The organism is Kribbella sp. NPDC051586, assembly GCF_044453965.1.
Taxonomy (GTDB): domain Bacteria; phylum Actinomycetota; class Actinomycetes; order Propionibacteriales; family Kribbellaceae; genus Kribbella.
This window is the reverse complement of the sequence record NZ_JBITDF010000003.1, coordinates 1,273,747-1,300,647: the sequence shown is the minus strand read 5'-3', so window position 1 is coordinate 1,300,647 and position 26,901 is coordinate 1,273,747. Positions and strand designations below refer to the sequence as shown.

Genomic DNA, 26,901 nt, shown 5'->3' with positions numbered 1-26,901 from the left:
GCACTGATAATCGCCTGTGACATCGCTTCGATCGTCCTACAGTGCCGTGATATGGACCCCATCGCTGCGCCACCCGTCGATCTGGTCTGCCACGATCTCCCGGACGCCGCGATCCTTCAGCCCGGTCGAAGAACCCGGATCCGTACCTGGCCCGGTTCGGACTATCCCTTCCTGACCGGCCCACTCCGCGTCGAGGGCGTAAGGCCTGGCGACACCCTCGCCTTCCACCTCCACCGCCTTGAACTGGACCCCGTCGGCCATTACGGCTTCGCCGCCACCACCAAACCCTGGGAGCCGTGGGGCGGCGTCCTCCGCGAGTCCGCGAACCAGGAATACGCCGGCCGCGCCGAACTCCGCGGTGACCAGGCGATCCTCGACGGCCAACACGTCGTACCAGTTGTCCCGATGCTCGGCTGGCTCGGCCTGGTCCGGCCCGAACTGACGGCCGACCCCTGGGACCACGGCGGCAACCTCGACACCAAGGAGTTCGCCCCGGACTCGACCCTCTATCTCCACGACGAGACCGGTACCGGCCGGTTCGTCATAGGCGACGCGCACGCCGCAATGGGCGATGGCGAAATCAGTGGCCAGGGCATTGAGATCGCCTCCTGGTGCGACCTCACCGTCGAGGTGATCCCCGCCACCTCTCCGCACCGTCCCATCGTCCGCACCCCCGATGCGATCGTCCACCTCTGCAGCCGCTTCACCGAGAAAGACGCCTACACCCAAGCCATCTCCGACGCCGTCCACCACCTCGGATTCACCCAGCAACTCGGCTTCGAGCAGGCCAACGCCCTCCTCAGCTTGATCGCCGACCTCCGCGTGTCGAGCGTCGTCTCCCACTCACCCACCTACAAGCTCCTCGTCCCGTCGAGCTGGCTACGACCGATCGAAGACCTCCTCACCGTCGAGAAGCCGTTGCTTCCCCACACCCCCAGATGATGGATCCCGCGATCCCCCGCGCCCGCCTACTCCCGGCTCATCAACTCCCGTTCCTGCCAGTTAACTCACGGGAGTAGATGAGCGAGCGGGTTCGGCCTCGAGGGTGAAGAAGATGAAGCCGAGGAAACGGTTGGACTCGCTCGGGGACAGTAGCTCGGGTGGCGTGTCCGGGGACACCGGCGGCTCGCTGATCGCAGAAATCCTGAAGCCCGCGGCGGTGAACGACTCCGACATTGCGCTCAGCGAGCGGTACCAGATCGTGAGTGTTGCCGAGACGCCGTCGAAGTCGTACTCCTCCGTCTTCGGCACGGTCGCGAAGTAGTCGACCTCGGGGTCCAGCACCGGCGTGATAACCGGGTGGTTGACCACCACGACCAACCGACCGCCTGGCCTCAGTACCCGGCGCAGCTCGGTGAGCGGGCCTGACCAGTCCTCGAGGTAGTGCAGCACGAGCACGGCCAACGCGTCGTCGAAGGCCTCGTTGTCGTACGGAAGCGGCAGGGCCAGGTTGGCAACCTTCAGGTCGGCGTCGTCTCCGAGCCGCTCCCGGGCGAGCCGGATCATCGCAGGGCTCGCGTCGAACCCGGCCACGCTCGCTCCTCGCTCCTTCAGGTCGGCGACGATCGGCCCCGAACCGCAGCCGGCGTCCAAGATCCGGCGCCCGGCGACGTCACCCAGCAGGTCGAGCACCGCCGGCCGGGCGTACCACCGGTTGAACAGGCCGTTCTCGTTCGCGCGCGCATACGCCTCGGCGAAGCTGTCGTAATGGTCCGGTCGCTGCTCGGCGGTCTGCGCTTCGGAGCTCATGCCGAGCCAGTGTGCCAGGTCCGGTGCAGTGCGGGCGCCGACGGCGCCGGGAAAGCCCGCTGTGTGGTTCTAGGGGCGGGTTGCTTCGCGGCTGCGGTAGGTCAGGAGGCCTTCGATTCCGCGGCGGAAGGTGTCGCAGACGGGCTTCGGGTCGGTCAGGCAGCCGGCGGCCATGGCTCCGTCGCGGAGCATGACGAAGTGGCGGGCGGCGGGTTCGGCGTCGATCTTGCCGATGCCTTCGAACAGTTCTGTCATCGTCGCCAGGAACCACTGGCGATGTCTGAGAACGGCCTGGTGGACCGCGACGTCCGGATCCGGGTACTCCGCGGCGGCGTTCAGGAACGCGCAGCCGCGGAAGCCGGCGCTCTGGATGTCAGCGGCGATCGACCGGCCGACAGCCCGAATCACATCGTCGGGACTCGCATCCTGAGCCCGCGCTTCGTCCACCTGTGCGCGGATCGTCTCGTCGGCCTGCGTCAGGTACGCGACGATCAAGTCGTCCTTGCTCGGGAAATGCCTGTACAGCGTCGCCCGTGTCACCTTCGCCTCGGCGATCACCCGGTCGACACCCACCGCGTGGATGCCGTCGGCATAGAACAACCCGGTGGCCGTGCTGAGCAGTCGAGCCCGCGCTTCTGACATGTCCCGAGGCTAGCAGACAGAACGATCGGTCTTGACAACCGTCGGCTGACCTCTGCAGACTCCCCCTATACCGATCGTTCTATCTACGGCTCCACGAAAGAGACCTGGTGTCCACTTCACTTGCAACCAGAAGCAGCACCCAGACGCTGCGGACCCTGTACTTCGTCAGGTTCGGATTCGCCGTCGTCTGGGCGATCCTGACGATCGCGATCGCCAGGACGATCAACCCGGGAACCGTCGTCCTGCTCCTGATCTACCCGCTGTTCGACCTCGCCGCCGCCGTCATCGACTTCCGTTCATCCGGTACGACGCGCGCCAGGACACCGCTCTACGTGAACATGGCGTTGAGTCTTCTGACCGCGATCGGGCTCGCCGTCGCGGTCGCGTCAGGCATCCCGAGCGTGCTGCGGGTCTGGGGCGCGTGGGCGATCACCGCGGGCATCGTCCAGTTGATCGTCGCGATCCAGCGGTACCGGCTCGGCGGTCAGTGGGCGATGATCCTCAGCGGCGGCATCTCGGTCCTGGCCGGCAGCAGCTTCATCCTGATGGCCGGCGGCGCGAAGGCCTCACTCACCACCGTCGGCGGCTACGCGCTACTCGGCGGCGTGTTCTTCGGAATCTCCGCGTTCCGCCTTGCAGCGAAGGGGAAGTGAGGTAATTCCGCTGCTCCCCCGCAGACATCATGAAAGACTCAGGCTGTGCGGATCAGCGAGGCTAACGCGGACGACATTGCAGAATTGGCGCGGTTGTTGTGGCTGAACAGCGACGACGGGGAGCTGGTGCAGCAGTCCGTTGACGCGTTCGCGGCGGAGCTCGAGGAGTGGTGGGCCGCCTGCGCGGCTTCGCACGTGGCGTACGTCGCGCGGCTCGACGGCCCTGAGCTGGTCGGTATGGCCTGGGTGGCGCTCATCGCCCGCCCGCCAAGGCCCGGGATGACCAGCCGGATGTCCGCAGACATCCAGAGCGTCTTCGTCACGCCGGACGTACGAGGCCAAGGAATCGGCGCGGCCCTCATACAGGCCGCCTCGGACCACGCCGTACGTCTGGGAGCTCTCCGCGTAACGGTCCACTCAGGCACCAAAGCCGTCCCGCTCTACGAACGCCTCGGCTTCGAATCCTCAAGGCAACTACTCCAGCGCTAGCTGGAGAGTTCCTGGAGGCGGTCCGCGCTGATCGGGTCGGCGGGGAGGAAGGTCTCGATCGCCAGGCTCGCGGCAGTTACTTCCAGTGGCGCGCCGATGGTGGCGATGAGGGTGAACAGGCGGACCGGGCCGAGGCGGGTGCTGAGGTCGAGGGTGACCATCGGTTGCTGGGCCGGGGCTGTCGGCGGGGAGTCAGGCAGGTAGGGCTCGAGCTCGTCGAGAAGGCCGGCCAGTGCTTCGTCGGCGGTTTCGCGGCTTCGGCGTTTGAGTTGGTGAATGAGCGGCAGACTGCACGCGGCGGTCATCGACGAGATGCTCGGCAGGCCGCCCGGGTGCACCGACAGCCGCAGCATGTTCATCGGTGGTTCGAGCAGGGCGGGATCTACGCCTGCCCACAGCAGCGAGGCCGCGGCGTTCGCGTCGATCAGGTTCCACAGGCCGTCGACGATGAGGGCCGGGTTGGGCATATGGGCGTCGAGCAGTCGCCGCAGCGATTCGCGCAGCGGCAGCATCGCCTCGGAGTCGTACGGCTGGTCGAGATAGATCGGAGCGAATCCAGCGGCCAGCAGCAGTCGGTTGCGCTCGGCGATCGGCAGGTCGAGATGGTTCGAGAGATGGACCAAAAGCTGCCTGCTCGGCTGCGCACGGCCCGTCTCCACGAAGCTCAGGTGCTTCGTAGACACCTCGGCCTCGAGCGCCAACTCCAGCTGACTCAGCCGCCGGTGCATCCGCCAGAACCGCAGCAGCTCGCCGGCGGTCTGTGGCTCATCCAGGACGGTCATAACAACTGAAGGGTACGGCGCGGTGCGGTCAGGCAGCCATTACCAGCGAGGTAACTGCACCAAGGAGGTAATTGAACCTCTCCCCCGCCGCCCCGGATCGTTGACGGTATGAACCCCACATACACAGCAGTCGCAACTTCATCCGGCCGCGAGTCCCGCGCCGTCACCGCCGACGGGCAGCTCGACATTCAGCTCGCATTCCCCAAGGAGATGGGCGGAACCGGCGACGGCATCAACCCCGAACAGCTCTTCGCCGCCGGCTGGGCCGCCTGCTTCGCGACCAGCCTCGACCGCGTCGCGCAGGCCCGCAACCTCGACGCCAAGGACGTCGCGGTCACCGCCGAGGTCAGCCTGGTTCCCGCGGACGGACGGTTCGCTCTCGCCGCCGTACTGCGGATCGAACTCCCTGACCACCTCGGCGGCGAGACCGGCAAGAAGTTGCTCGAAGCAACAGAAGCGGTGTGCCCGTATTCCCGGGCCGTGCAGGGCAACATCGCGGTGGAGATCGTCGTCGAATGACTACCGGACGACTCCGTGTTCGCTGAGGATCGCGTGCAGGGCGTCGTGGCCCTGGGTGAAGTCCCACAGCTCGGCATGGAGGCCCGCCGTCCGGGCGCCGGTGATGTTGCGGGAGGTGTCGTCGATGAACAGGATTCCCGCCGGGTCAGCGCCGATCCGGTCGGCGGCCCGGGTGAAGAAGGCAGGGTCTGGCTTGGCCACGCCGAGGTCGTACGAGTAGCAGCTCACGTCGAACAGGTCGTCGTACCCGAGGGCCGTTCGCATGTGCTCGCCGCGGTAGAACTCCTGGTTGGTGCCGAGGTGTACGCCGTACCCGTTGCGCTTGAGGGCCCGCACGATGTCGAGCGACTCCTCGATCAGGACGATGTTCTTCCACACCGCGTCGTACACCTCGGCCACCGGAGTGCTCACGCCGTACCGCACCAGGGAGGCCTCGAGCACCGGCAGGTAGTCGCCGCGCCCCGCGAGCATCGGCAGCTCGTCGGACCACGTCTCGTGCAGGAAGTCGCGGGCGCGATCACCCAGATACGGCTCCATCGCCGCATACCAACCGCCCGGCAGATCCTGCAGTACGCCGTCCGCGTCGAACAACACATGCCGGACCCCGGAATCAGCCATGCGAGCGATTCTGCACGAGTTTCACCTGGTGAGCATCCGGATCTCGAAACCACGCGAAGCGGAGCCGGTTGTCCGGAGAATCGGTCGGCGGTACGACGGGAGTCGCGCCGGCGGCCAATGCGCCGTCGTAGAAGGCGTCGACGTCCTCGCACCAGAAGACGATCTCCGTGGACGGGGTGCTCGATGGCGCGACGCCCAGGTCGACCAGCTCGTTCGCGACCCGCGCCGAGGTGAGGCCGATCCGGATGCCGGCGGCCTCTACCTCGACGTGCTGGATGGGTCCCGTCGCCGGCGCCCGGAAGGCTTCGGTCAGGCCGAGGCGGGTGTAGAAGGCCAGGCAGGCATCCACGTCGGCACAGAACAGATTGACCTGAAGCTGAGCGATCACCCGGCCGAGCTTAGAGCCAGGGTCGGTTCGAGGGCTTCGTCTGCCGGGGTGTCCTCAGGCAGGGCTTCCGGTTCGGGTGGATCCTGTTGCTGTACGTCGCCGTAGATGGCGGCGACGTACAGCTTTGGGATCAGGCACATCAGGACGGGTCTTGCAGGATGCCCAGGACGTTGCCGTCGGGGTCGGTCAGCGTGGCCACCAGGCGGCCGCCGCCGACGTCCTTCGGAGCGTCCTTCAGGGTACCGCCGGCGGCGGTGATCTCGGCGATCTTGGCCTCGATGTCGGCGACGTGCCAGTAGGCGATCGGCGAGGTCATGTCGCTGTTCGGCACCAGGCCGATCTGCTGGCCCTCGGCCTCGAAGCCGACGTAGTACGGCGAGTCGGCCATCGGCTCCAGACCGAGCAGCGCGGCGTACACCGGCTTGGCCTTCTCGAGGTCGGTGACCGGGTGCAGGATCGTCTTGGCGCCTTGCGTGGAAGTCATTTCAGCATCTCCAAATCCTGGGGCCGCAGCCCGTGAGGTTGACTGGTCTCAACGCTATTCCGGCCACCCCGCCGGCTGCTTCTCGATTCCTGATCGCTTCGGCGGCGGCATTCCGGCATGCTGGAGTCGGAGACTCAGGGAGGGGACGCCATGACGCGTGGAGTGACGGCATTGGCGACAGTGATGATCCCGCTGGCGGCCTCGGTGCCGGGTGCGGTGGCCGCGCAGGCCGGGTCGGGATCTGGACACATCGCCTTCAGCAGGTACGACGAGGCCAGCGGGGAGCCGCGGATCGTGGTCGCGGACACACGGGGCGGGCACGAGCGTGTGCTGAGCCTCCCGATGCCGGCGGACGACCCCGTGTGGTCGCCTACCGGCCGCACGATTCTCTTGTTCGCGTTTCCACCGACCGGCGCGGCGCGGCCGGCCGTCGTCGGTGCGGACGGCTCCGGCTTCCGGGTACTGCGGGTGCCTTCGCTGCCGGCCGACGTGGACATCCGGTGCACAGCGTGGTCGCCGTACGGCGGACGCCTGCTGTGCCAGGCGAGCCGCGGCCCTGGCGGGGACCCGGCCATGAACGGCATCTATACGATCCGCTCGTCCGACGGCGGCGACGTGAAACGATTGACGACCAACCCGTATCCGCCCAGCGGCAACTTCGGCGGCGGCGACATTCCCGGGGGCTTCTCTCCCGACGGCCGGCACTTCGTGTTCATGCGTGCGAAACCCGGTCCGGACCCGGAGCACCCCGACGCCGGGCAGACCGGCGCGCTGTACGTCGGCAGCACCGACCGGACCGCGATCCGGCAGCTGACGCAGTACGGCGTTCCGAACTCGCACGACAACGGTCTGGCGCACTGGTCGCCGGACGGATCCAGGATCATCTTCGCCGGAGCCGACGGAGAGCTCCTGACGATCCGTCCGAGCGGTGGCCTCACCACGCGGATCCAGGTCGACGGCTATGTCTTCAGCCCGAACTGGTCGCCGGACGGGCGGCGCATCGTGGCAGGTGTCTACCGTGAGCAGGCCGGCCAGGAGGACGTGTACACGATGCGGGCCGACGGCAACCAGCTCACCCAGCTGACCGACACGACCGCGTTCGAGGACTTCCCCGACTGGATCCGCTGATCTCGCTGTGGGGTCACCAGACCGGCCAGGCCCCCCAGCACTACCTGGCGACGTACTCCGCCAAGTGCTTCCCAGTCAGCGTCTTGGGCTTCTTGATGAGGTCAGCTGGAGTGCCTTCGAAGACGATCTTGCCGCCGTCGTGGCCGGCGCCCGGGCCGAGGTCGATGATCCAGTCGGCGTGGGCCATGACGGCCTGGTGGTGCTCGATGACGATGACGGACTTGCCGGCGTCGACCAGGCGGTCGAGGAGGCCGAGGAGTTGCTCGACGTCGGCCAGGTGCAGGCCGGTCGTCGGCTCGTCGAGGACGAGGATCCCGCCCTTCTCCCCCATGTGCGTCGCCAGCTTCAGCCGCTGCCGCTCGCCGCCGGACAGCGTCGTCAGCGGCTGACCGAGCGACAGGTATCCCAGCCCGACATCCGCCAGCCGCTCCAGGATCTTCTCCGCGGCCGGAGTAGCAGCATCCCCGTCAGCGAAGTACCCCAAGGCCTCCGACACCGACATCGCGAGCACCTCGGCGATGTTCTTCCCGCCGAACGTGTACTCCAGCACCGCGGCCTGGAAGCGACGACCCTCGCACTCCTCACACGGAGACTCGACCGTCGCCATCACGCCGAGCTCGGTGTAGATCACGCCCGCGCCCTTGCACGCCGGGCACGCGCCTTCGGAGTTCGCGCTGAACAGTGCGGGCTTCACCCCGTTGGCCTTCGCGAACGCCTTCCGGATCGGCTCCAGCAGACCGGTGTACGTCGCCGGGTTGCTCCGCCGCGAACCCCGGATCCCGCCCTGGTCGATCGAGACCACACCTTCGCGATCGGCGATCGACCCGCGGATCAACGAGCTCTTCCCGGAGCCGGCCACCCCGGTCACCACGACCAGCACCCCGAGCGGTACGTCGACGTCCACGTCCTGCAGGTTGTTCAAGGAAGCTCCACGCACCTCCAACGCACCCGACGCCGAACGCACCGACGACTTCACCGAGGCCCTGTCGTCCAGGTGCCGTCCGGTCAGCGTCCCGCTGGTCCGCAGCTTGTCGAGCGTCCCCTCGAACACCACCTCACCACCACCGGACCCGGCGCCCGGGCCGAGGTCGATGACGTGGTCGGCGATCGCGATCGTCTCCGGCTTGTGCTCCACGACCAGGACGGTGTTGCCCTTGTCGCGCAACTGCAGGAGCAGGTCGTTCATCCGCTGGATGTCGTGCGGGTGCAGCCCGATGGTCGGCTCGTCGAAGACATACGTCACGTCGGTGAGCGACGACCCGAGGTGGCGGATCATCTTCGTCCGCTGCGCCTCACCGCCGGACAACGTGCCGGCGGGCCGCTCCAGCGACAGGTATCCGAGACCGATGTCGACGAACGAGTCGAGCGCCTCTCCGAGCGCCTTCAGCAGCGGCGCGACCGAGGGCTCCTTCAGCGCGCGGATCCACGCGGCCAGGTCGGTGATCTGCATCGCGCACAGGTCCGCGATGTTCTTGCCCTTGATCTTCGAGGACCTCGCCTCGGCGCCCAGCCGGGTGCCCTCGCAGTCGGGGCAGGTCGTGAACGTGACCGCGCGCTCGACGAAGGCGCGGATGTGCGGCTGCATCGCGTCGACGTCCTTGGACAGGAACGAGCGCTGGATCGCCGGGATGATGCCGTTGTAGGTGAGGTTGATGCCCTCGACCTTGATCTTGGTCGGCTCCCGGTGGAGCAGGTCGTGCAGCTCCTTCTTGGTGTACTTCTTGATCGGCTTCTCCATGTTGAAGAAGCCGCAGCCGCGGAAGATCCGCCCGTACCAGCCGTCCATGCTGTAGCCGGGGATCGTCAGCGCGCCCTCGGCCAGGGACTTGTTCTCGTCGTACAGCGCGGTCAGGTCGAAGTCGGTGACCGATCCCATGCCCTCGCAGCGCGGGCACATGCCGCCGGCGTACACCTGCTCGCGGACGACCTTCTTCTCACCGGCGCCCTTGTCCGCGGTCATCGAGCCGGTCGCGGTCCGCTTCGGCACGTTGAACGAGTACGCCGTGGGCGGGCCGACGTGCGGCTTCGCGATCCGGCTGAACAGGATCCGGAGCATCGCGTTCGCGTCGGTCGCCGTACCGACGGTGGAGCGCGGGTTGGCGCCCATCCGCTCCTGGTCGACGAGGATCGCCGTGGTCAGGCCGTCGAGTACGTCGACCTCCGGGCGGGCCAGCGTCGGCATGAAGCCCTGCACGAACGCGCTGTAGGTCTCGTTGATCAGGCGCTGCGACTCGGCCGCGATCGTGCCGAAGACCAGCGAGCTCTTGCCCGAGCCGGACACCCCGGTGAACGCGGTCAGCCGGCGTTTCGGGATCTCGACGCTGACGTCCTTCAGGTTGTTCACCCGCGCGCCGGTGACCCGGATCATGTCGTGGCTGTCGGCAACGTGCTCGTCGCGGCTCATGTCTGATCCTTCTCCAGGAGTCGGGTTTCAGGAAGCTTGGTTGATCCGGATGTGGTTCCCGGCGGGATCCCGGAAAGCGCAGTCGCGGATGCCGTACGGCTGGTCCATCGGCTCCTGGATCACCTCGGCGTCGGTGGCCTGCAGCCGCTCGAACAGACCGTCGAGGTCGTCGGACTGGAGCACCAGCGTGGCGTACGTGCCCTTCGCCATCATCTCGCCGATGGTACGGCGCTCGTCGTCGGTCAGCCCGGGGTCGACGGCCGGCGGCGTCAGGACGATCGAGGTGTCGGGCTGCCCGGGCGGTCCGACCGTGATCCAGCGCATGCCTTCGTACCCGACGTCGAGGCGGATCTCGAAGCCGAGGAGGTCGCGGTAGAAGGCCACGGACGCCTCGGGATCGGTGTGCGGCAGGAAGCTGGCGTGAATCTTGATCTCCGGGTTGTTCGTCATGGCGTCAAACTACGTGCCGGACGTCGGAGATGCTTCTCGATTCCTGATCGGTCGCGTCACCTGTTTCGCGACACACGACGGGATGCCCAGGGTCGCGTCGCCCGCGCGCTCCTTGTAGACGCTCGGCGGCATGCCGATCAGCTCGGTGAAACGGGTGCTGAACGTGCCCAGCGACTGGCAGCCGACCGCGAAGCAGACGTCGGTGACGCTCATCCCGCCGCGCCGCAGCAGCATCATCGCCCGCTCGATCCGGCGCGTCATCAGATACCCGTACGGCGACTCTCCGTAGGCACGCTTGAACTCGCGGCTCAGATGCCCCGACGACATGTGCGCACCCCGGGCGAGCGCATCGACGTCCAGCGGCTGCGCGTACTCCCGGTCGATCCGGTCCTTCACGCGCCGCAGCCGCGCCAGGTCGGCCAGGCGCTGCTCGTCCGTCGTACCGCTACTCACCGTGCAAATCCTGCCATGCCAGCCACCCGAAGTCATTCAACGGCCGCTGGTGCCGTCAAGTTGTTCGAGTTCGGTCATGTCTTGCAGGGGCCGATCGTTGCGACGAGACCGTGGTGGTCTGACGCCGGCACCGTGTACCAGGCGGTGTCGTCCGAGCACCAGCCCGGCTTCAGGAACAGATGGTCGATCCGGACGAACAGGGCGGCCCACCGGCCGATCTGCGACGGGCGGCCCCAGCCGTTCAGCATCGCGTCGTGGAGCGGATCGGCCAGTACCCGGTAGTCGCGGCCTCGGTCCGTCGTGTTGAGGTCGCCGGCGATCACGACCGGGTGGTCGTCCCGTCTCGCACGCAGCGCGAGCTGCTCGATCAGCCGGTGATGGTTGGCGACGGTCGTTTGGTACGGAATGGTGTTCGCGGGCGTGTTGTACGACGAACCGCCGGAGCTGTACCACGGCTTCGGCACGTGGACGGCGAGCAGGTCGAAGTCACCCGACGGCGCATGGACGCGGAGCATGTACCCCGGAAGATCCGGCCCGGGCGGTTCGAGCACCGTCATCGGCCAGCGACTGAAGACCCCGACCGACGGGCCGTTCCAGTACGCGACGTGCTCCGGGTACTCCTCGGACAGCCGCTCGGTCAGTGGCTGCCCGATCTCGGAGATCACGAGTACGTCGGCCTTCTGCGCGATCAGCTCGTCCGCACCCTCGAGCTCCCCGGCGCCGATGTTCGCCGCGGCGAACCGTACGGCGCGACTCGGGTCGACCGTCCCGGACCCGTGCGGGATCCACGGCCCGACCGTGCCGACGATCCCGACGAGCAACGTCGACACCGCGAACGCCACGGCTCCAGGGCGCCGCCGCCCGAGCACACCGACCACCAGGGCAACGATCAGCGCCAGCATCGGCAGCAGGATCGCGAGCACGTCCGTGACCAAGCCGAGTCTGTCCCGCAGCAAGAACCATGCCCACGGCAACAACCCGGCGATCACAACTGCGGCAACGCGCCCCGTCCGGGACGGAGCACCCCCCACCCCAACCTCGGTCCCCTCCACGCTTCCAGGCTATGTCACGTCACCTGAGAATTACCGGGCCCAGTTCAGGTACGCCACGTTGGCGAGGAGCCACCCGAAGCCGATGGCCTGCTGACCGTCGCGTTCCGGGGTCGGCTGGTAGCGGTTGTAGAGGGCGAGGCAGTGGGCGTGGACCTGCGGGTCCCAGGCGTTCGCCTGCATCCAGCGTGGTGCCTGCTGCGCTACCGAAGCCGCGCCGAGCGTCGTGCCGGCGACCGTGGTGTGGATGGCGGGCAGCCCGTCGGCGTCCGTGGCCGCAACGTTCTGGGTGAACGTCCGCGCGATCCGCGCCATGTCCTGGCCCGTGAACGCCAGCCGCGCACGGAACGCCCGGACGGCGAACTCGACGTCGATCGCACCGTGGCTGATGTCCTCGAACTGGCGGGCGGGCCCTCCCGACGGCGTGAAGATCGACAGATCGGTCGCGGGGTCGCCGGTCTTCACGAACCCGTCGTAGATATGGCCGCCGGACGGCCAGTAGTGCCAGAGGTAGGCGTCGCCCGCGTCAACCGTGAGCTGACCCGCGAGCATGCGGCCCATCGCGGCGACCTTCCGCCGGTACTCACGGTCGCCGGTCGCCAGCGCGAGCTCGACCAGGGTCTGACCGAGGCCGACCGACTGGTTGATCGGCTGCTCGCACCCGTCGTAGGCGAGCGGCTGACCCTTCGGCCAGATCAGATATCCGCCGTCGCGGTACTCCCAGTCGTGGACCGCGACCGCCTCGCGGCAGGCGATGAGGTACTCGACCGCCTTCCGCAGGTAGCGCCGGCGCAGGACCGGCGAGCTGAGGACGATCCGGGCGAAGCTGGCGATCGGGTACGTGATCATGCCGGTGTGGACCGCGAAGATCACCGGCTTGCAGTGCATCTGGTACGAGCCGAGCTGGGGCAGGTCGCCCGCGCGCGGCGTCGGCCGGCGATCGATCGCCGTCAGCTGCAGCGGTCCTGGAGCCGCCGCGTAGATCCGGCTGACCGCGTAGTCGGGGCTCGCCGGGTCGAGCGAGAGATCGGTGAGCGAGACTGTGCGGTTGACGAAGGTGTTCACGAGCTGGACCGAGAACGTGTCGCCGCGGGTCCCGGCGGTGACGGTGATCGTGGTGTCCTCGGCGTACGGGAGAGCTTCCCGGAGGTCGAGCAGCGGCTGGCCGTTGCTGTCGGCAAGGGTCGCGTACCCGGTGGTGTACGGGTGGTCCGCGCGCCATGCGGGCAGCGACAGGCCGCGATAGTCCGTGACGCCACGCTCGCTGTCGCGGACCGACAGCACCTGGTCGATGTTGTCGATCAGCCGGTCGAGGTAGTGCGTGTCGCGGTACTTCTCGTACATCCGGACCAGGCCGAGCAGCACGTACGACTGGCTCCACGCGAGCATCCCGGAGCGGCCGTCGCGGTTGGTGTTGTCGTTCGGCTGGTCCGGCTGGCCCGGGCCGCCCTGCTGGAAGAGCCGGTCCCAGTCGTCGAACGTCCGGCGGGCGGTGTAGTCGATCCCGTCGGCGTACGCCGGGAGCCCAGTGAGTCCCGTCGCCGCGATCGCACCGGCGGTGGTCAGGCGGAGGACGTCACGGCGGGTCGGGCGGATGTCGGGCACATCGGGCACATCGGGCGTAACGGGCATGGCGGGCGGCCTCCGGCTGGTGATGGGCGATCAGCAGGGGACCAACATTCTCCCGCAGGGAATCGATTTACGGCAGGTCGAGCGTCAGTGGTAAATCGTTGAGGAACTCGACGGCGTCGAACATCGCCCCCGCCGATGCCACGCCGGTCGAGCGCGTCTCGCCGGCCAGGATCCGCCGTACGGCGCCGACCGCGAGCGGCGCGGAGATCGCGTAGATGTCCTGCCCGCGGGCCGTCGCCCGGCGCTCCTCGCCGCCGATCCGGATCCGGACGTCGACGACGAAGGCCTGGTCGGAGCGGCCGAGCTCGTCGACGGCCATCGGCGCCGGGGTGTCCGAATTGGCCAGATCGCCGGCGGCCTCGACCGTCATGTACGTCCGAACCTCGGGTACGGCGAGGTGGCTCGGGATCGTGACGACATCGGCCATCGTGAACTCCGGGATCACCCGCCGTCGACCGAGCGGCTCCGGGAAGGCCCAATCCTCCAGGGCCGGCTTGTCGTCGTGGTACTGCAAGGCGCCGTCGGCGAAGCGCAGCCTGCGCCCGTTGCGGCGGTCGTGCGAGACCTGCCCGGCGGCGCGGGTGCCCGGCGTCGGGTGCCAGCTGGTCAGCCCGTACGCGACGTGCACCTCGTCGGCCGTGGTCCGCTCCCCCAGCGCTGCGGTCGCCAACAGATCACCGAGGCCGCCGTAGAACGCCATCGCCGGCACGACCGGCGTAGCGCTGTGCCTGGCGTACGTCGACACGTTGGCCTCGATCTCCGCCGCGACGTCGACGTACGGGATCCCGGCCTTGCCGGCCGCGTCGATCATCGGATCCGCGGTCGCGGCGAACGGACCGGCGCAGTTGATGATCGCGGCGGCGTTCTTGAGCGCCTGGTCCAGGGCGCGGGGGTCGTCGACCGCGGCCGGACGGATCTCGAGGGCGGGCCAGGCGGATTCGAGTGCGGCCTGGTTGCGGCCGGATACCACCGGCTGGAGATCCTGGCGCAGCAGTTCCTCGACGACGAATCGGCCGGTGTGGCCGGTTGCTCCATAGACAACGACAGCGTTCATACGTCGAGTCTCGCCGTACCGGAGGCAGGTCGGTGAGAGTCCGGAACGACACTGTTCGTACACTTTCGGACATGCACACTGTCGCGCTGGCGACCGCCGGGCATTTGCTGCACTTCGAGCTCGGGATCGCGTACGAGATCTTCGGCAACCCGCCGCTCGGGGCCGACGAGTGGTACGACGTACGCCTGTGCGGGCCGGCATCGGTCCGGGTCGGACCATTCACGGTCGAACCGGACGACGGGCTTGAGTGGCTCGCTCGGGCTGACACCGTCATCGTCCCCGCGCTGGTGGACGTCGACGAGCCGCCGCCGACCGAACTGGTGTCCGCCGTGCGCGCCGCCTACGAGTCCGGGGCGAGGATCGCGTCGTTGTGCACCGGCGCATTCGTGCTGGGTGCGGCCGGGTTGCTCGACCGGCGCCGGGCCACCACTCACTGGGCCCACGCGGCGGCATTGAGTGCGCGCTATCCACAGGCCGTCGTCGATCCCGACGTGCTCTACACCGACAACGGCAACATCCTGACCGCGGCCGGCAAGGCGGCCGCGGTCGACCTGTGTCTGCACCTCGTCCACCTTGATCACGGCGCGACGGTCGCGAACACCGTCGCCCGGCGGCTGGTCGTACCGCCGCATCGGGCCGGTGGACAGGCCCAGTTCGTGGCGACGCCGATGCCGGTCAGCGGCGATCACACCCTTGCGGAGCTCCTGGCATGGGTCGAGGAGCGGTTGGACCAGCCGCTGACCGTCACGGACCTCGCCCGGCGTGCCAACACCAGCACTCGCCACCTCGGCCGGCAGTTCCGCGCGGTCACCGGCCAGACACCACTTCAGTGGCTCCTGACCCAACGGGTCCGCCGGGCCCAGCAGTTGCTCGAAGCCACCGACAACAGCATCGAATCGGTCGCCACTGCCACTGGCCTCGGCACCGCGACAACCCTCCGCCGCCAGTTCAAACGAGTAGTAGGCATCCCCCCGAACACCTACAGAGCCTCCTTCCGCACCCCGTAAAGTGATCGGCATGGCGAGCTATCCGCGGCGGATGATCCCGGCTGGTTGTTGCTTGTCGACGAGGACGGGAAGCGCCAGTTGGCGATTCAGCAGGTCGACGAGTTGACGCCGTCGACGTGGCCGTCGGCCGAGGTGCCGATGCAGTTGCACATCGACTACGCCGTACCGTCGGTTGACGACCTGGAGCGGCATCGGGCCCGGGCCGAGGAGCTTGGTGCCCGGCTGTTGCACGACCGCGGCTCGGACGAGGATGAGCCGCTGTATGTCATGGCTGACCCGGCGGGGCACCCGTTCTGTCTTCTGGTGGGTGCTGTGTAGCCGTGGCATTGGCGGAGTTGCGGCGGTTGATCCTCGGGGCTGTGGGTTTCGAGGGGGCCATCGACGGGTTGCTACTGTCGGTTGTCGAGGCGCCTACCCTGCCGTCGGCCGGCTTGGCCTCGCCTACGTTCGCGTTGGTGGCGCAGGGCCGGAAGCGGCTGGCGCTCGGGCAGCAGGTGTTCGAGTACGGCGCCGGCGACTACGTGATCGTGTCGGTGGACCTGCCGGTGACCGGGCACTTCGTCGAAGCGTCCAAGGCTGAACCGTGCCTCGGCGTAGGGCTCGAGCTCCGACCGGACCTGATCGCCTCGCTGCTCCTCGACGCGACCGACAAGCCCGGCGGGCCGGTCCGGGGACTCAGCGTCGACCACGCATCGGCCGAGCTGGTCGACGCGATGATCCGCCTGCTCCGGCTCGTGCACCAGCCCGACGACGCACGCGTACTCGCCCCACTCGTCCAGCGCGAGATCCTCTGGCGGCTCCTGCGCAGCCCCCAAGGCGCCGCGGTGCGCGAGATCGGCCTCGCGGACAGCAGCCTGTCGCACGTCGCCCGCGTCATCAGCTGGATCCGCAACCACTACACCGAGCCGTTCCGGATCGAGGACCTGGCCGCGATGGCCGGCATGAGCACGTCGGCCTTCCACCGCCACTTCCGCGTCGTCACCGAGCTCACGCCGATCCAGTTCCAGAAGAAGATCCGGCTGCACGAAGCCCGGCTCCGCGTGGTCGGCCTTGGCGAAGACGTGACGAGCGCCGGGTACGCCGTGGGGTACGACAGCCCGTCGCAGTTCAGCCGCGAGTACCGTCGCGAGTTCGGCATACCGCCGAGCCGCGATGGCGGCAGGATCGTGCAAGTGTAGGCGAGGATCGATCTAACCCTCCTCCTGCAATTACACGTCTACTGGAGAGGTACCTGCTTCCCACTCAGTAGGAGTTGTGCACGATTATGCAAGTAGCTGTGATCACCGGCGGAAGTTCCGGCATCGGCCAGGGCGCGGCCTTCGAACTCGCCAAGCGCGGTACGGCGGTCGTCGTCACCTACCGCGGCAGCCGCGAACGCGGCCTGGAGACGGTCGAGCGGATCGAGAAGGACGGCGGTACGGCGGCCGCGCTGCCGCTGGATGTCTCGCGCCCGGAGACGTTCGCCGAGTTCAGGGCCGCGCTGACCGGCGTACTCGAGCAATGGGACCGGAGGTCGTTCGACTTCCTGGTCAGCAACGCCGGCGTCGGGCAGCATCCGGTGATGTTCGAGGACACGACCGAGGACCTGTTCGACCAGATGCTCAACGTCCACCTCAAAGGCCCGTACTTCCTCACCCAGACGCTCCTGCCGTTGATCGCCGACAACGGTTCGATCGTCTACACGACCAGCACCTCCGCGCTCCCGTCGGCTCGACCGTCGCCCGGCTACTCCGTCTACGCGAGCGTGAAGGGCGCGCAGATCGTGCTCACCCGATACCTCGCCAAGGAGCTGAGCGCCCGCGGGATCCGGGTCAACGCCGTCGCTCCCGGCGTGACCCGGACCCGCCTCGGGGACGACGCGTTCGCGCAGCACCCCGAGCTGATCCTTCCGATCGCCGAGCGGACCGCCCTCGGCCGGATCGGTGAGTCCGGCGACCTCGGCAAGGTCATCGCGTTCCTCGGCTCGCCCGACTCGGGCTGGATCACCGCCCAAACGGTGGAGGCTTCGGGCGGCTACGACCTCTGATCCCAGGCGTCGCCCCATGTCGTGTTGCGGGCAGCGCGGTACGCCCCTGACGACTTCGGCACCACCAACTGTTGAGCGGTGCCGGCCGACGTACAGAGGTCGAGGACGACTTGGCCCTTCGGCCTGCCCGGTCGGCGGATCACCCGCGCCGGCGCAGGCCTGACCGGTCGGCGCGTGGCGACGAGGTAGCTGAACCTCTCTTCCTCGTAGTTGCGCGTGCCGTCCTTCAGGACGCGGTGCAGTTCGGTGCGCGGGAGACGTGCGGCGAAGTGGCACCAGTCGGTCGGACAGCCGCGTTGGTGCGGGCAGGGAGCGGCGATCGTGAACCCGTGCTCGATCAGCTCGTCACGCGCTTGGAGGGTACGGCGATGGCCGCGGGGCGTGCCGGGTTCGACGAGGACGATCGTGCTCGCGGTTCGTGCCGCGGCCCGGATCAAGGCGTGGCGGAGGTGGTCGGTCAGCTCGTTCAGCACAGAACCGATCGTGATGAGGTCAACTGGCCCGGGCCGGCTCCAGTGGCGGAGGTCGGCCACGGTCCAGCGCCAGCTGTTGCCTGCGGCAAGCTGTCTGCCGAGCCGGATCGCGGCCGGTTGGCGTTCGATGATCTCGGTGGTGATGGTCGGCCACAGGGACGCGGCGGCCCAGGCGGCCGCGCCTGTTCCGCCGCCGAGGTCGAGGTGACTGGTGAACGACGCGTCGATATGACGCTGAGCCGCCGACAGCGCGGCGTACAGCGCCCGGAAGGTCGCCGGCATGCGGATGACGGCGTACGCGAGGGCGTCGAGGTCGTCGCGCATCCCGGGAGCAGAGTCGTCGACCTGCTCGGCGCGGTAGCGCAACGACAGCGCGGTGACCCGGCTGCGCAGTTCGTGGTGCGGGACGCTGTCGAGAGCGCGTGCGAGGGCAGCATGAAGTTGGGTGTCCACGGAGGACATGCGGAAGCTCCGGTTCGGTCGGCACGGAGTACGCGCCGGGTGAACTCAGCGCGCACGCGATCCGCGGCCAGACGCCGCGACGCACCAACCGGACCGGGAAGCCGTCAGCACACAGGTATCAGCGGACAGCCAAAGAGGAGGGATCGGCGCGGAACCGGATAACCATGCAAGCCATCACGCACCTCCTCGAGTTGGGGCGACCGTAGCAGAGCAGTTGTCGGTCGCGCGGCCTATTTACCGGCCCTCCGACGTGCAGAGGCAGACCTTGTTGCCCTGCGGGTCCGCCAGCACGATGAACGCCGGCGCCTCGTCGTCGTACACAACCTTGCCGCCCGCCGCGAGCCCGGCCTCGATCCGCGCCGGGATGACCTCGGCCGGAAGCCAGAGGTCCAGGTGGAACCGCTGCCGCGGGGTCGCATGCGGAGACGTCCCCTGGAACCACAGATTCGCGACGCGGCCCGTCGGGTCGAAGATGTCGTTGCCCTTGAAGGAGTCCGTGGTCCCGGTGAGCACCGCCGCCCAGAAGGGACCGATCGCGGGCAGATCGTCGGTGTCCAGCGCGATCTCGAGCTGCGCCACGGCCGTCGGATCGGCGGTCAAACCGTGGTCGGCCGCGATCGTGCTGATCTGCTGCGCCACGCCTTCGTCCCGGACGGAGACATCCACGAACGTCCCGCCGAGCCGCAACTCCGGCACGGACTCGTCGGACGAGCACGCCTCGCCGACGGCCTGCACGAACCGGGCTCCTTCGGCCAACGACGCCGTCACGAACCTCGTCTGCAGCGCCTGAGCCAGCTTCCGCCAGTCCGCGAGCACCATGTCGAACCTCCGATCCCGGACGAGGCTAGAACATCGTCCCGACAGTTCTTCACCCACGCAGTACGGCGAGGTCGCGCTCGGCGTACATCCGGTGGTGCCACTCCTCGCTCAGGATGCAACCGAGACACCGGCTGACCTCGAAACTCTCCGACTCCGGGTAGCCGGGCTCCGTCACCGGCACTGTCTTTTCGCTCAGCCGCTCATCGGTCAACCCCGCGATGACCTCCCGCACGGTCCGCATCCGATCCGCCCGCAACACCAGCACCTCGTCGAGCGACGGCCGTACGGCGCGGTCGCGCGGAACGGCTGGTGTGTCGGCCATCTCGTCGTGGGGCAGGTCGAGCGGGTCCCACGGGGCAGGATCGCCCAGGAGCGCACGGCGTACCCAGGCATCCGTCGCGAAGACGAGGTGGCGCTGCGTCTCGATGAACGACCACTCGCCGTCTACGGACTCGTGCAGCAGCTCCTCCGGCATCGCCCGGGCGCGCTCCACGGTCTCGGCCCACAGCTGCTCGAGCAGCGCCCACGCCTCGCGGTAACCGTCCGCGTCGGCCGGGCTCATCTTCACGCGATCGGGGTACAGCCGGTTCAGCTCGGCGTCGATCAGCGGTACGACGTCGATGCCCCACACCCGCAGGTTGTCGATATCGCCGTCGATCGACACGTCGACCACGCGCGCCCCGCGGATCGTCACGCCGGTCAGGTCGACGTTGTCGAAGACCGCGTCCCGCAGCCGCACGTCCTCGAACCGCGCCCCGCTCAGGTCCTGCTCCTTGAAGTCAGCCACCCGACCACCTTGCCGCGAGCCCGACCGGGACGACAAGACGTCTGGAGTGACCGCGTCCGTGATAGACCTGCTGGCGGCCGTTGGCACGGCGGCCGCCCCCGCCTTCTGATCGAACGGAGCGGCATGTACCGCAGGCTCGTCCTCAAGCTCTCCGGGCAGGCCATCGCCGGCCCGGCCGAGTTCGGCTTCAGCAGTGACCGGCTCACCCACCTCGCGAACGAGGTGATCGCGCTGCGCGCCACCGGCGTACAGGTGGCCGTCGTGGTCGGCGGCGGGAACGTGTTCCGCGGCAACCGGGCCGACGACTGGGGCATCGACCGGGTCGAGGCCGACAACATCGGCATGCTCGGCACCGTCATCAACGCGGTCCTGCTGCGCGGCCGGCTGGCCGCGCTCGGGGCCCACGGAGTACGGCTGATGACCGCGATCCCGATCAACAACCTGGCCGAGCCGTACATCCGGCTCCGGGCGCTCCGGCACCTGGAGAAGGGCCAGATCGTCCTCCTTGCCTGCGGCAACGGGCAGCCGTTCACCACCACCGACTACCCGTCGGTGCAACGCGCGGTCGAGCTGGAGGCGGACGCGCTGCTGGTCGCGAAGAACGGCACCGACGGCGTGTACGACGCCGACCCGAACAAGCATGCCGACGCCCGGCGCTTCGATCACCTCACCTACTCGGAGGTGATCGACCGAGGCCTCGGAGTGATGGACCAGACCGCCTTCATCCTCGCCCGCGACCACCACCTCCCCCTCCACGTCTTCGACATCGACCGAACCGGCGCCGCCTCCGCGATCGTCAACGGCACCCGCGTCGGCACCGTCATCAATGGGGAGGATGTAGCAGGAGGCTAAATAGTTTGTCCCGGGTTGCCGGGTGTTGGTGTACTCGACGGAGTACGAGCAGGTGTCCAGTAAAGGAGTCCGTCATGCGATCTCGCTTCATGTCTGTTGCTGATCGGACTGTCACCTGTTCAAAGGACATGAAGCTGCGTGGAAGTACTGAATCTTGGAATTCTGGCGCATGTTGACGCCGGGAAGACCAGCCTGACCGAGCGGCTGCTCCACACCGCCGGAGTCATCGACGAGGTCGGTAGCGTCGACGACGGGAACACCCAGACCGACTCGCTCGCACTGGAACGCCGGCGCGGGATCACGATCAAGTCCGCGGTCGTCTCGTTCGCGATCGGCGACCTGACGGTCAACCTGATCGACACCCCGGGCCACCCGGACTTCATCGCCGAGGTGGAGCGTGCGCTGAGCGTGCTCGACGGCGCGGTCCTGGTGATCTCGGCCGTCGAGGGCGTCCAGGCGCAGACCCGCGTCCTGATGCGGACCCTCCAGCGCCTGCACATCCCCACCCTGATCTTCGTCAACAAGCTCGATCGACCGGGAGCGCAGTACGACGGTGTGCTGCACCAGATCGCCACGAAGCTGACTCCGGCGATCGTCCCGATGGGCGAAGCGATCCACCTCGGTACGCCCGAGGCGACGTTCAAGCCGATCGTCCAGGAGGACACCCTTCTGGAGGTTCTCACCAGGAACGACGACAACCTGCTCCAGCGGTACGTCGACAACGAACCACTCTCGTTGCACGACGCCCTCGAGACCCAGACCCACCAGGCGCGGGTTCACCCCGTGTACTTCGGGTCGGCGATCACCGGCGCCGGCACGGAAGCCCTCTCCGACGGCATCCGTGAACTGCTCCCCCGCGCGAGCACCACTGACGGCCCGCTCGACGGCACGGTCTTCAAGGTCGAGCGCGGACCGGCCGGCGAGAAGATCGCCTTCGTCCGGCTCCTCGACGGTACGGCGCACGTCCGCGACCGGATCCGCTTCGGCGCCGGCGACGCGAAGATCACCGCACTGCACGTCATCGGTGAAGGCCCGTCGAACGCCGTACACGCAGGCCGGATCGGCAAGTTCTGGGGCCTGGCGGACGTCCAGATCGGAGATCGCATCGCGGCGACCGACGACCCCGAGCCGCGAGCGAGGACGGCGTACTTCGCGCCGCCCACCCTCGAGACGGTCATCTCCGCACGCAAGCCGTCCGACAAGGGCAACCTGCGCGTCGCGCTGACCCAGCTGGCCGAGCAGGACCCGTTGATCAACCTGCGCCAGGACGATCTGCGCCAGGAGACCTACGTGTCGCTGTACGGCGAGGTGCAGAAGGAGGTCATCGAGACGACGCTGGCGACCGAGTTCGGGATCGAGGTCGACTTCCGCGAGACGACCACGATCTGCGTCGAGCGGCTCGTCGGCGCGGGCGCGGCGGTCGAGTTCAAGAAGAAGGACCTGAACCCCTTCCTCGCCACCATCGGCCTGCGCGTCGAGCCCGCACCGGTCAACGCCGGTGTGAGTTTCGTACTGGAGGTCGAGCTCGGCTCGATGCCGTACGCGTTCATCAAGGCTGTCGAGGAGACCGTCCGCGAAACGCTGCACCAGGGCGTCCACGGCTGGCAGATCCCCGATGCGCACGTCGTGATGACGCACTCGGGGTACTCCGCTCGCCAGAGCCACGCGCATGCCGTGTTCGACAAGAGCATGTCCAGCACGGCCGGCGACTTCCGCAACCTCACCCCGCTCGTCCTGATGACGGCCCTCCAGCAGGCCGGTACGACGGTGCACGAGCCGATGCACCACTTCCAGCTGGAGATCCCGACCGACACCACGCGCGCCGTACTCGCGGCTCTTGCCCGGCTCCGGGCGATCCCGCAAGTCCCGGCCCTGGCCGCGGAAACCTCAACCCTGGAAGGAGAAATCCCCGCGGCCGCCGTGTACGAACTCGAGCAGCAACTCCCCGCCCTCACCCGCGGCGAGGGCGTCCTGGAGTCGGCGTTCGAGCGCTACCAGCCCGTCACCGGCCCGATCCCGGAACGCCCCCGCACCGACCACGACCCGCTCAACCGCCGCGAGTACCTCCTGCACATTCAGCGTCGGGTATAGGTGCCGTGCACAACGGTCGCGCCGAGATCGTCGTCCACGACGATCTCGGCGGCCAGACCGTGCTCGACCATCACCGCCCGGGCGAGCGGAGCCTGGTGCTCGCTCATCTCGACGAAGAAATGCCCGCCGGGCGCCAACCAGTCCATGGCACCGGCAGCTACCCGGCGCAACGTCGCCAGGCCGTCCGGACCGCCGTCCAGTGTGACGTGCGGTTCGTACAGCCGGGCCTCGGGCGGCAGCAACCGGATCTCGTTCGTCGGCACGTACGGAACGTTGGCCAGCAGCACGTCGACCTGCCCGCGCAACCGCTCCGGCAGCGCCGCGAACAGGTCACCCTGGTAAACCGTCCCACGCCACGGGACGAGATTGCGCCGCGCACACCGAACCGCAGCCAGCTCGATGTCCGCGGCGTACAACGACACCTCGCGCTCGGCCGCGACCGCCGCACCGAGCGCGCCCGACCCGCAGCCGAGGTCCACCACGACCGACACCGCAACGGTGACCCGCAACGCCTCCGCCACCAGGAACTCCGTCCGGCGACGTGGAATGAACACCCCGGGATCGACAGCGATCCGCAACCCGCGGAACGACGCCCACCCGACGACGTACTCCAAGGGCAGCCCGGCGACCCGCTGGTCGACCATGGCCGCCAGCTCGGCCTCGTCACGGGCGGACTCGGCGATCAGCGCCGCCTCGTCCTCGGCGAACACCGAACCGGACGCGCGCAGCCGCTCGACAACAGAAAGAGAAACAGACACAGAACCCCTTCGAACTACGAGGCTCCCGCGGTCAGCACCAGATGCTGACCACTCGAGGCGGGAGCGACCAACCTGCCTGGGTAATCGGTCCCACCTCCTCCGGTCCGTCGTACGTGACGAACGTAGCCTACCCGAACGCGTTCACGCCGGTGAGCTCCGCCGAGACCGTCCACAACCGCGCGGCCGACGCCGGGTCGATCGCGTACGGGCGGACGCCGGGAGCGTCGTCCGTCGACACCTCGGCGATCTCACAGTCCTCGCAGAACACGCCACCGAGACCGTCGAGCTGCGGTGAGGTCGCGGCCCACACCTGGGTCGCGGCGCCCTGCTCCGGCGTCTTGAAGCCGGCGACGGGGTTGCCGTCCTCGTCGAGCCAGCCGTAGCCGGCCATCTCGTCGCGGGTCAGGTGCCGCTGGAGCGGCGTCATGATGCCGCCGGGGTGCAACGCGAACGCCCGTACGCCGGAATCCTTGCCGAGGGCATCGAGCTGGACGGCGAACAGCACGTTGGCCGTCTTCGCCTGCCCGTACGCCTGCCACTTCTCGTACCCCTGCCGGAACTCCAGGTCGTCCCACCGGATGTCCGAGCGCCGGTGCCCGGTCGACGACACCGACACGACCCGAGCGCCGCCGTCGGCGGCGAGTGCCGGCCACAGCCGGTTCACGAGCGCGAAGTGCCCCAGATGGTTGGTCGCGAACTGCGCCTCCCAGCCCGGGCCGACCCTGGTCTCCGGCGAGGCCATGATCGCCGCGTTGTCGATCATGATGTCCACCGGCCGGCCCGATGCCAGGAACCGGTCCGCGAACGCCTTCACGCTGTCCAGGTCACCGAGGTCCAGCTCATCGATCTCGACACCGTCGACACCGGCCAGCGCCTCCCGCGCCGCGTCCGGTCGCCGGGCCGGTACGACGACCCGCGCACCCGCCCGTGTGAGCGCCTTCGTGGTCTCCAGGCCGAGACCGGAATATCCACCGGTGACGATCGCGAGCTTGCCGGTCAGGTCGATCCCGGCGAGAACCTCGTCCGCGGTGCTGTCGTGCCCGAACCCCGAGCCGATCTTGTGCTGTTCACCCATGATCAGCAGCCTACGAATTCGAGTGCGCTCAAAGTCAAGCCCCGAGATGCGGATCCTGCCGCATCGCTTCCGCCAACCGCTGCAGGGCCGGGTTCGGATTGTCGGGGCTCCAGCACGCGTGCAGCGTCACCGAGTGCGCATCAGCCGCATCCAGCTCGCGGTACCGCACGCCTTCCACACCCATCGCCTTGATCGAGCGCGGGATCAACGCGCATCCCAGGCCGGCCCGCACCAGGGCCAGCATCGTCGGGACCTGCGAGGCCAGCTGGCTCACGGCGTACCGGTCCATCCCGATCATCGCCGCGCAGATGTCATGCAGGTACTGCGAACCCTCCGGGCTGTAGCCGATGTAGTCATCGGTCGCATCCACCAGCGAAACCGGCCCGTCCCCCTCAGCGAGCGGATGCGATGCCGGTACCGCGAGCACGAGGTCCTCGGAGTGCACCAGCATCGACTCGAACTGCGCCGGGATCGGCGGTCGCACCAGCCCGAGATCGATCTCCAGGTTCGCCAGCGCCTCGAACTGCGCCGGACTGACCAGCTCGGTCAGCTCGGCGGTGACCCCCGGCGTGCGTTTGCCGACCATGGTCAGGAAGTCCGCGAGTACGGCGTACGCACCGATCGCCGTGAACGCGAGCCGCAGCGTCCCGGTCGTCCCGTCGGCCGCACGGCGGGTCGCTTCCGGAGCCACTTCGAGCAGAGCGAGTACGCGGCGGGCGTGCTCGAGGAACACGTCACCGGCTGCCGTCAGCCGGACGCCGCGGCCGGTGCGGTCGAACAGCCGGACATCGAGCGTGCGTTCGAGGCCCTGGATCTGGCGGGTCAACGGCGGCTGCGTCAGGTTCAGGCGCTGGGCGGCGCGGCCGTAGTGGAGTTCCTCGGCGACCGCGACGAACCCGCGGAGCTGCTGCAGAGACAGATCCATGCCCACACGGTATCGGTTCATACAGAAATGGGCTTGGACCTGCATAACGGAATGCGCTTACCGTCGGTGCCATGCCGAAACTCGCTGCCCTCTTCTCGCCCGAACGTGCCGCCGACGTCGTCGACGCGGACACCCGCCGGCTGCTCGAGGACCGGTTCGAGGTGGTCTGGGCAACCGCGGAGCACACCGCCGGCCCCGGATCCGCCGCGAAGCCGCCCGCGCTCGACCCCGCGGCCGTACCCGAGCTGGTCGAAGGCGCCGACGTCCTTCTCACCAGCTGGGGTACGCCGCACCTCGGCAAGGAGGTGTGGTCCGACGGCAAGGGCCCGCAGGTGGTTGCCCACGCGGCCGGCACGGTCAAGAACCTGATCGACCCAGTCATCCTCGACCAGGGCGTCGGAGTGTTCTCGGCGGGTCCGCGGATCGCTTGGTCGGTCGGCGAGTACTGCCTGGCGTCGATGCTCACCCTGGCGCGGCGGCTGCCCCGGTTCGACGGCGCCGTCCGCGCGGGCGGGTGGAAGCAGACGGAGTACCGCGGTCATGAACTCGCCGGCGCAAAGGTCGGAATCATCGGCGCGAGCAGTACGGCGCGAGCGTTGATCACCCTGCTCAAGCCGTTCGGCTGCGATCTCGCCGTCTACGACCCGTACCTGACCGCCGACCGGGCCGAACAGCTCGGCGTCCGTCCCGCCACGCTCGAGGACGCCGCGAGCGGGCCGTTCCTCAGCATCCATGTCCCGAACGTGCCCGAGACGAAGGGCATGATCACACGCCCACTGATCGAGAACCTGCCGGACGGCGCGGTCGTGGTGAACTCCTCGCGCGGTCCGGCGATCGACCAGGACGCGCTGCTGGAGCACGCGCTCGACGGCCGGATCTACGCCGCGCTCGACGTGTACGACCCCGAGCCGCCGAAGTTCGACGCCAAGACACTCGAGGCGTCCAACCTGCTGCTCACTCCGCATGTCGCAGGCGACACCGCCGAAGGGCATCTCGCGCTGGCGGGCTACGTCCTCAAGGACGCGCTCCAGTGGCTCGACGACGGCACCCGCGGCCCCAGCTTCGTCGATCCCGCCTCGTGGTCGATCGCTGCCTGAGAGGAACGGCCATGCCCTCCATGCCCTCCATGCCC

At 68.4% G+C, this 26,901-nt stretch carries 29 protein-coding genes and 1 pseudogene; 12 read left to right on the top strand and 18 right to left on the bottom strand.

Annotation, left to right across the window (positions count from 1 at the left end):
* Nucleotides 1-51: 51 nt before the first annotated feature.
* Nucleotides 52-942 (top strand): acetamidase/formamidase family protein, encoded by an 891-nt coding sequence (locus tag ACIA58_RS24880; protein WP_396406148.1) that lies wholly within the window; start codon nucleotides 52-54, stop codon nucleotides 940-942.
* 60 nt (nucleotides 943-1,002) lie between these two features.
* Here ACIA58_RS24880 and ACIA58_RS24875 read toward each other — a convergent pair whose 3' ends face one another.
* Both ACIA58_RS24875 and ACIA58_RS24870 read right to left on the bottom strand, forming a co-directional pair.
* The gene (locus tag ACIA58_RS24875) at nucleotides 1,003-1,749 is read right to left on the bottom strand and encodes a class I SAM-dependent methyltransferase (RefSeq protein ID WP_396406147.1); all 747 of its coding nucleotides are present in this window, start codon (nucleotides 1,747-1,749) and stop codon (nucleotides 1,003-1,005) included.
* Nucleotides 1,750-1,818: 69 nt separating this feature from the next.
* Nucleotides 1,819-2,391 carry a TetR/AcrR family transcriptional regulator gene (locus tag ACIA58_RS24870; RefSeq protein ID WP_396406146.1) on the bottom strand — a complete coding sequence of 191 codons (573 nt, stop codon included), beginning with the start codon at nucleotides 2,389-2,391 and terminating at the stop codon, nucleotides 1,819-1,821.
* Between the two features lie 107 nt (nucleotides 2,392-2,498).
* Between ACIA58_RS24870 and ACIA58_RS24865 the strand changes: the two genes are divergently transcribed.
* Nucleotides 2,499-3,044 carry a hypothetical protein gene (locus ACIA58_RS24865; protein ID WP_396406145.1) on the top strand — a complete coding sequence of 182 codons (546 nt, stop codon included), beginning with the start codon at nucleotides 2,499-2,501 and terminating at the stop codon, nucleotides 3,042-3,044.
* Between the two features lie 45 nt (nucleotides 3,045-3,089).
* Nucleotides 3,090-3,533: a GNAT family N-acetyltransferase gene (locus tag ACIA58_RS24860; RefSeq protein WP_396406144.1), complete on the top strand. Its 444-nt coding sequence runs from the start codon at nucleotides 3,090-3,092 to the stop codon at nucleotides 3,531-3,533.
* On the opposite strand, the gene ACIA58_RS24855 is transcribed toward ACIA58_RS24860, so the two are convergent.
* Nucleotides 3,530-4,315 carry a helix-turn-helix domain-containing protein gene (locus tag ACIA58_RS24855; RefSeq protein WP_396406143.1) on the bottom strand — a complete coding sequence of 262 codons (786 nt, stop codon included), beginning with the start codon at nucleotides 4,313-4,315 and terminating at the stop codon, nucleotides 3,530-3,532. The genes ACIA58_RS24860 and ACIA58_RS24855 overlap by 4 nt on opposite strands.
* 108 nt (nucleotides 4,316-4,423) lie before the next feature.
* Here ACIA58_RS24855 and ACIA58_RS24850 point away from each other — a divergent pair, with 108 nt between their 5' ends.
* Nucleotides 4,424-4,834, top strand: a complete 411-nt coding sequence (locus ACIA58_RS24850) for an Ohr family peroxiredoxin (protein ID WP_396406142.1) — start codon at nucleotides 4,424-4,426, stop codon at nucleotides 4,832-4,834.
* Here the strand turns inward: ACIA58_RS24850 and ACIA58_RS24845 are convergent, their stop codons facing one another.
* The 3 genes from ACIA58_RS24845 to ACIA58_RS24835 all read right to left on the bottom strand — a co-directional run bounded on the left by ACIA58_RS24845 (nucleotide 4,835) and on the right by ACIA58_RS24835 (nucleotide 6,324).
* Nucleotides 4,835-5,452: an HAD family hydrolase gene (locus ACIA58_RS24845; protein WP_396406141.1), complete on the bottom strand. Its 618-nt coding sequence runs from the start codon at nucleotides 5,450-5,452 to the stop codon at nucleotides 4,835-4,837.
* Complete coding sequence (locus ACIA58_RS24840; RefSeq protein WP_396406140.1) at nucleotides 5,445-5,840, bottom strand: VOC family protein; 396 nt, start codon at nucleotides 5,838-5,840, stop codon at nucleotides 5,445-5,447. Before ACIA58_RS24840 ends, ACIA58_RS24845 begins: the two co-directional genes overlap by 8 nt.
* Before the next feature lie 139 nt (nucleotides 5,841-5,979).
* Nucleotides 5,980-6,324: a VOC family protein gene (locus ACIA58_RS24835; RefSeq protein WP_396406139.1), complete on the bottom strand. Its 345-nt coding sequence runs from the start codon at nucleotides 6,322-6,324 to the stop codon at nucleotides 5,980-5,982.
* Between the two features lie 150 nt (nucleotides 6,325-6,474).
* Here ACIA58_RS24835 and ACIA58_RS24830 point away from each other — a divergent pair, with 150 nt between their 5' ends.
* A complete protein-coding gene (locus ACIA58_RS24830; RefSeq protein ID WP_396406138.1) occupies nucleotides 6,475-7,452 on the top strand; it encodes a TolB family protein in 978 nt (325 codons plus the stop codon).
* 40 nt (nucleotides 7,453-7,492) lie between these two features.
* Here ACIA58_RS24830 and ACIA58_RS24825 read toward each other — a convergent pair whose 3' ends face one another.
* The 6 genes from ACIA58_RS24825 to ACIA58_RS24800 all read right to left on the bottom strand — a co-directional run bounded on the left by ACIA58_RS24825 (nucleotide 7,493) and on the right by ACIA58_RS24800 (nucleotide 14,494).
* The gene (locus ACIA58_RS24825) at nucleotides 7,493-9,856 is read right to left on the bottom strand and encodes an ATP-binding cassette domain-containing protein (protein ID WP_396406137.1); all 2,364 of its coding nucleotides are present in this window, start codon (nucleotides 9,854-9,856) and stop codon (nucleotides 7,493-7,495) included.
* A gap of 27 nt (nucleotides 9,857-9,883) precedes the next feature.
* Complete coding sequence (locus tag ACIA58_RS24820) at nucleotides 9,884-10,306, bottom strand: VOC family protein (protein WP_396406136.1); 423 nt, start codon at nucleotides 10,304-10,306, stop codon at nucleotides 9,884-9,886.
* Nucleotides 10,307-10,315: 9 nt separating this feature from the next.
* Nucleotides 10,316-10,795, bottom strand: coding sequence for a helix-turn-helix transcriptional regulator (locus ACIA58_RS24815; protein ID WP_396406135.1), 480 nt, complete (start codon nucleotides 10,793-10,795; stop codon nucleotides 10,316-10,318).
* A 38-nt stretch (nucleotides 10,796-10,833) separates the two neighbouring features.
* Nucleotides 10,834-11,811 (bottom strand): endonuclease/exonuclease/phosphatase family protein, encoded by a 978-nt coding sequence (locus ACIA58_RS24810; protein ID WP_396406134.1) that lies wholly within the window; start codon nucleotides 11,809-11,811, stop codon nucleotides 10,834-10,836.
* A 30-nt stretch (nucleotides 11,812-11,841) separates the two neighbouring features.
* Nucleotides 11,842-13,413 carry a hypothetical protein gene (locus ACIA58_RS24805; protein WP_396406133.1) on the bottom strand — a complete coding sequence of 524 codons (1,572 nt, stop codon included), beginning with the start codon at nucleotides 13,411-13,413 and terminating at the stop codon, nucleotides 11,842-11,844.
* 94 nt (nucleotides 13,414-13,507) lie between these two features.
* Entirely contained in the window at nucleotides 13,508-14,494 is a 987-nt protein-coding gene (locus ACIA58_RS24800; protein WP_396406132.1) for an NAD(P)H-binding protein, read from the bottom strand.
* Nucleotides 14,495-14,565: 71 nt separating this feature from the next.
* Here ACIA58_RS24800 and ACIA58_RS24795 point away from each other — a divergent pair, with 71 nt between their 5' ends.
* From ACIA58_RS24795 to ACIA58_RS24780, 4 genes and pseudogenes are all read left to right on the top strand, one after another.
* Nucleotides 14,566-15,501: a helix-turn-helix domain-containing protein gene (locus tag ACIA58_RS24795; RefSeq protein ID WP_396406131.1), complete on the top strand. Its 936-nt coding sequence runs from the start codon at nucleotides 14,566-14,568 to the stop codon at nucleotides 15,499-15,501.
* A 42-nt stretch (nucleotides 15,502-15,543) separates the two neighbouring features.
* Nucleotides 15,544-15,819, top strand: a pseudogene (locus ACIA58_RS24790) (VOC family protein); the annotation flags it as partial.
* Between the two features lie 41 nt (nucleotides 15,820-15,860).
* Nucleotides 15,861-16,679 carry an AraC family transcriptional regulator N-terminal domain-containing protein gene (locus ACIA58_RS24785; RefSeq protein WP_396406130.1) on the top strand — a complete coding sequence of 273 codons (819 nt, stop codon included), beginning with the start codon at nucleotides 15,861-15,863 and terminating at the stop codon, nucleotides 16,677-16,679.
* An 86-nt stretch (nucleotides 16,680-16,765) separates the two neighbouring features.
* Nucleotides 16,766-17,527 carry an SDR family NAD(P)-dependent oxidoreductase gene (locus ACIA58_RS24780; RefSeq protein WP_396406129.1) on the top strand — a complete coding sequence of 254 codons (762 nt, stop codon included), beginning with the start codon at nucleotides 16,766-16,768 and terminating at the stop codon, nucleotides 17,525-17,527.
* On the opposite strand, the gene ACIA58_RS24775 is transcribed toward ACIA58_RS24780, so the two are convergent.
* The 3 genes from ACIA58_RS24775 to ACIA58_RS24765 all read right to left on the bottom strand — a co-directional run bounded on the left by ACIA58_RS24775 (nucleotide 17,515) and on the right by ACIA58_RS24765 (nucleotide 20,068).
* Entirely contained in the window at nucleotides 17,515-18,462 is a 948-nt protein-coding gene (locus ACIA58_RS24775; protein WP_396406128.1) for a small ribosomal subunit Rsm22 family protein, read from the bottom strand. The two genes, ACIA58_RS24780 and ACIA58_RS24775, sit on opposite strands and share 13 nt — an antisense overlap.
* Nucleotides 18,463-18,696: 234 nt before the next feature.
* Nucleotides 18,697-19,281, bottom strand: a complete 585-nt coding sequence (locus tag ACIA58_RS24770) for a VOC family protein (RefSeq protein ID WP_396406127.1) — start codon at nucleotides 19,279-19,281, stop codon at nucleotides 18,697-18,699.
* Between the two features lie 49 nt (nucleotides 19,282-19,330).
* A complete protein-coding gene (locus tag ACIA58_RS24765) occupies nucleotides 19,331-20,068 on the bottom strand; it encodes a DinB family protein (RefSeq protein ID WP_396406126.1) in 738 nt (245 codons plus the stop codon).
* Between the two features lie 123 nt (nucleotides 20,069-20,191).
* On the opposite strand from ACIA58_RS24765, the gene pyrH reads away from it, so the two are divergent.
* Both pyrH and ACIA58_RS24755 read left to right on the top strand, forming a co-directional pair.
* On the top strand, nucleotides 20,192-20,920 hold the full coding sequence (gene pyrH / locus ACIA58_RS24760) for a UMP kinase (protein ID WP_396406125.1): 729 nt from the start codon (nucleotides 20,192-20,194) through the stop codon (nucleotides 20,918-20,920).
* A 138-nt stretch (nucleotides 20,921-21,058) separates the two neighbouring features.
* A complete protein-coding gene (locus ACIA58_RS24755) occupies nucleotides 21,059-23,011 on the top strand; it encodes a GTP-binding protein (protein WP_396406124.1) in 1,953 nt (650 codons plus the stop codon).
* On the opposite strand, the gene ACIA58_RS24750 is transcribed toward ACIA58_RS24755, so the two are convergent.
* From ACIA58_RS24750 to ACIA58_RS24740, 3 genes are all read right to left on the bottom strand, one after another.
* Nucleotides 22,996-23,769 (bottom strand): putative protein N(5)-glutamine methyltransferase, encoded by a 774-nt coding sequence (locus tag ACIA58_RS24750; protein WP_396406123.1) that lies wholly within the window; start codon nucleotides 23,767-23,769, stop codon nucleotides 22,996-22,998. The genes ACIA58_RS24755 and ACIA58_RS24750 overlap by 16 nt on opposite strands.
* Before the next feature lie 127 nt (nucleotides 23,770-23,896).
* On the bottom strand, nucleotides 23,897-24,844 hold the full coding sequence (locus ACIA58_RS24745) for an SDR family NAD(P)-dependent oxidoreductase (protein ID WP_396406122.1): 948 nt from the start codon (nucleotides 24,842-24,844) through the stop codon (nucleotides 23,897-23,899).
* A 34-nt stretch (nucleotides 24,845-24,878) separates the two neighbouring features.
* The gene (locus ACIA58_RS24740) at nucleotides 24,879-25,769 is read right to left on the bottom strand and encodes a LysR family transcriptional regulator (protein ID WP_396406121.1); all 891 of its coding nucleotides are present in this window, start codon (nucleotides 25,767-25,769) and stop codon (nucleotides 24,879-24,881) included.
* A gap of 71 nt (nucleotides 25,770-25,840) precedes the next feature.
* Between ACIA58_RS24740 and ACIA58_RS24735 the strand changes: the two genes are divergently transcribed.
* Nucleotides 25,841-26,866 (top strand): hydroxyacid dehydrogenase, encoded by a 1,026-nt coding sequence (locus ACIA58_RS24735; protein WP_396406120.1) that lies wholly within the window; start codon nucleotides 25,841-25,843, stop codon nucleotides 26,864-26,866.
* The last annotated feature ends 35 nt before the right edge of the window (nucleotides 26,867-26,901 follow it).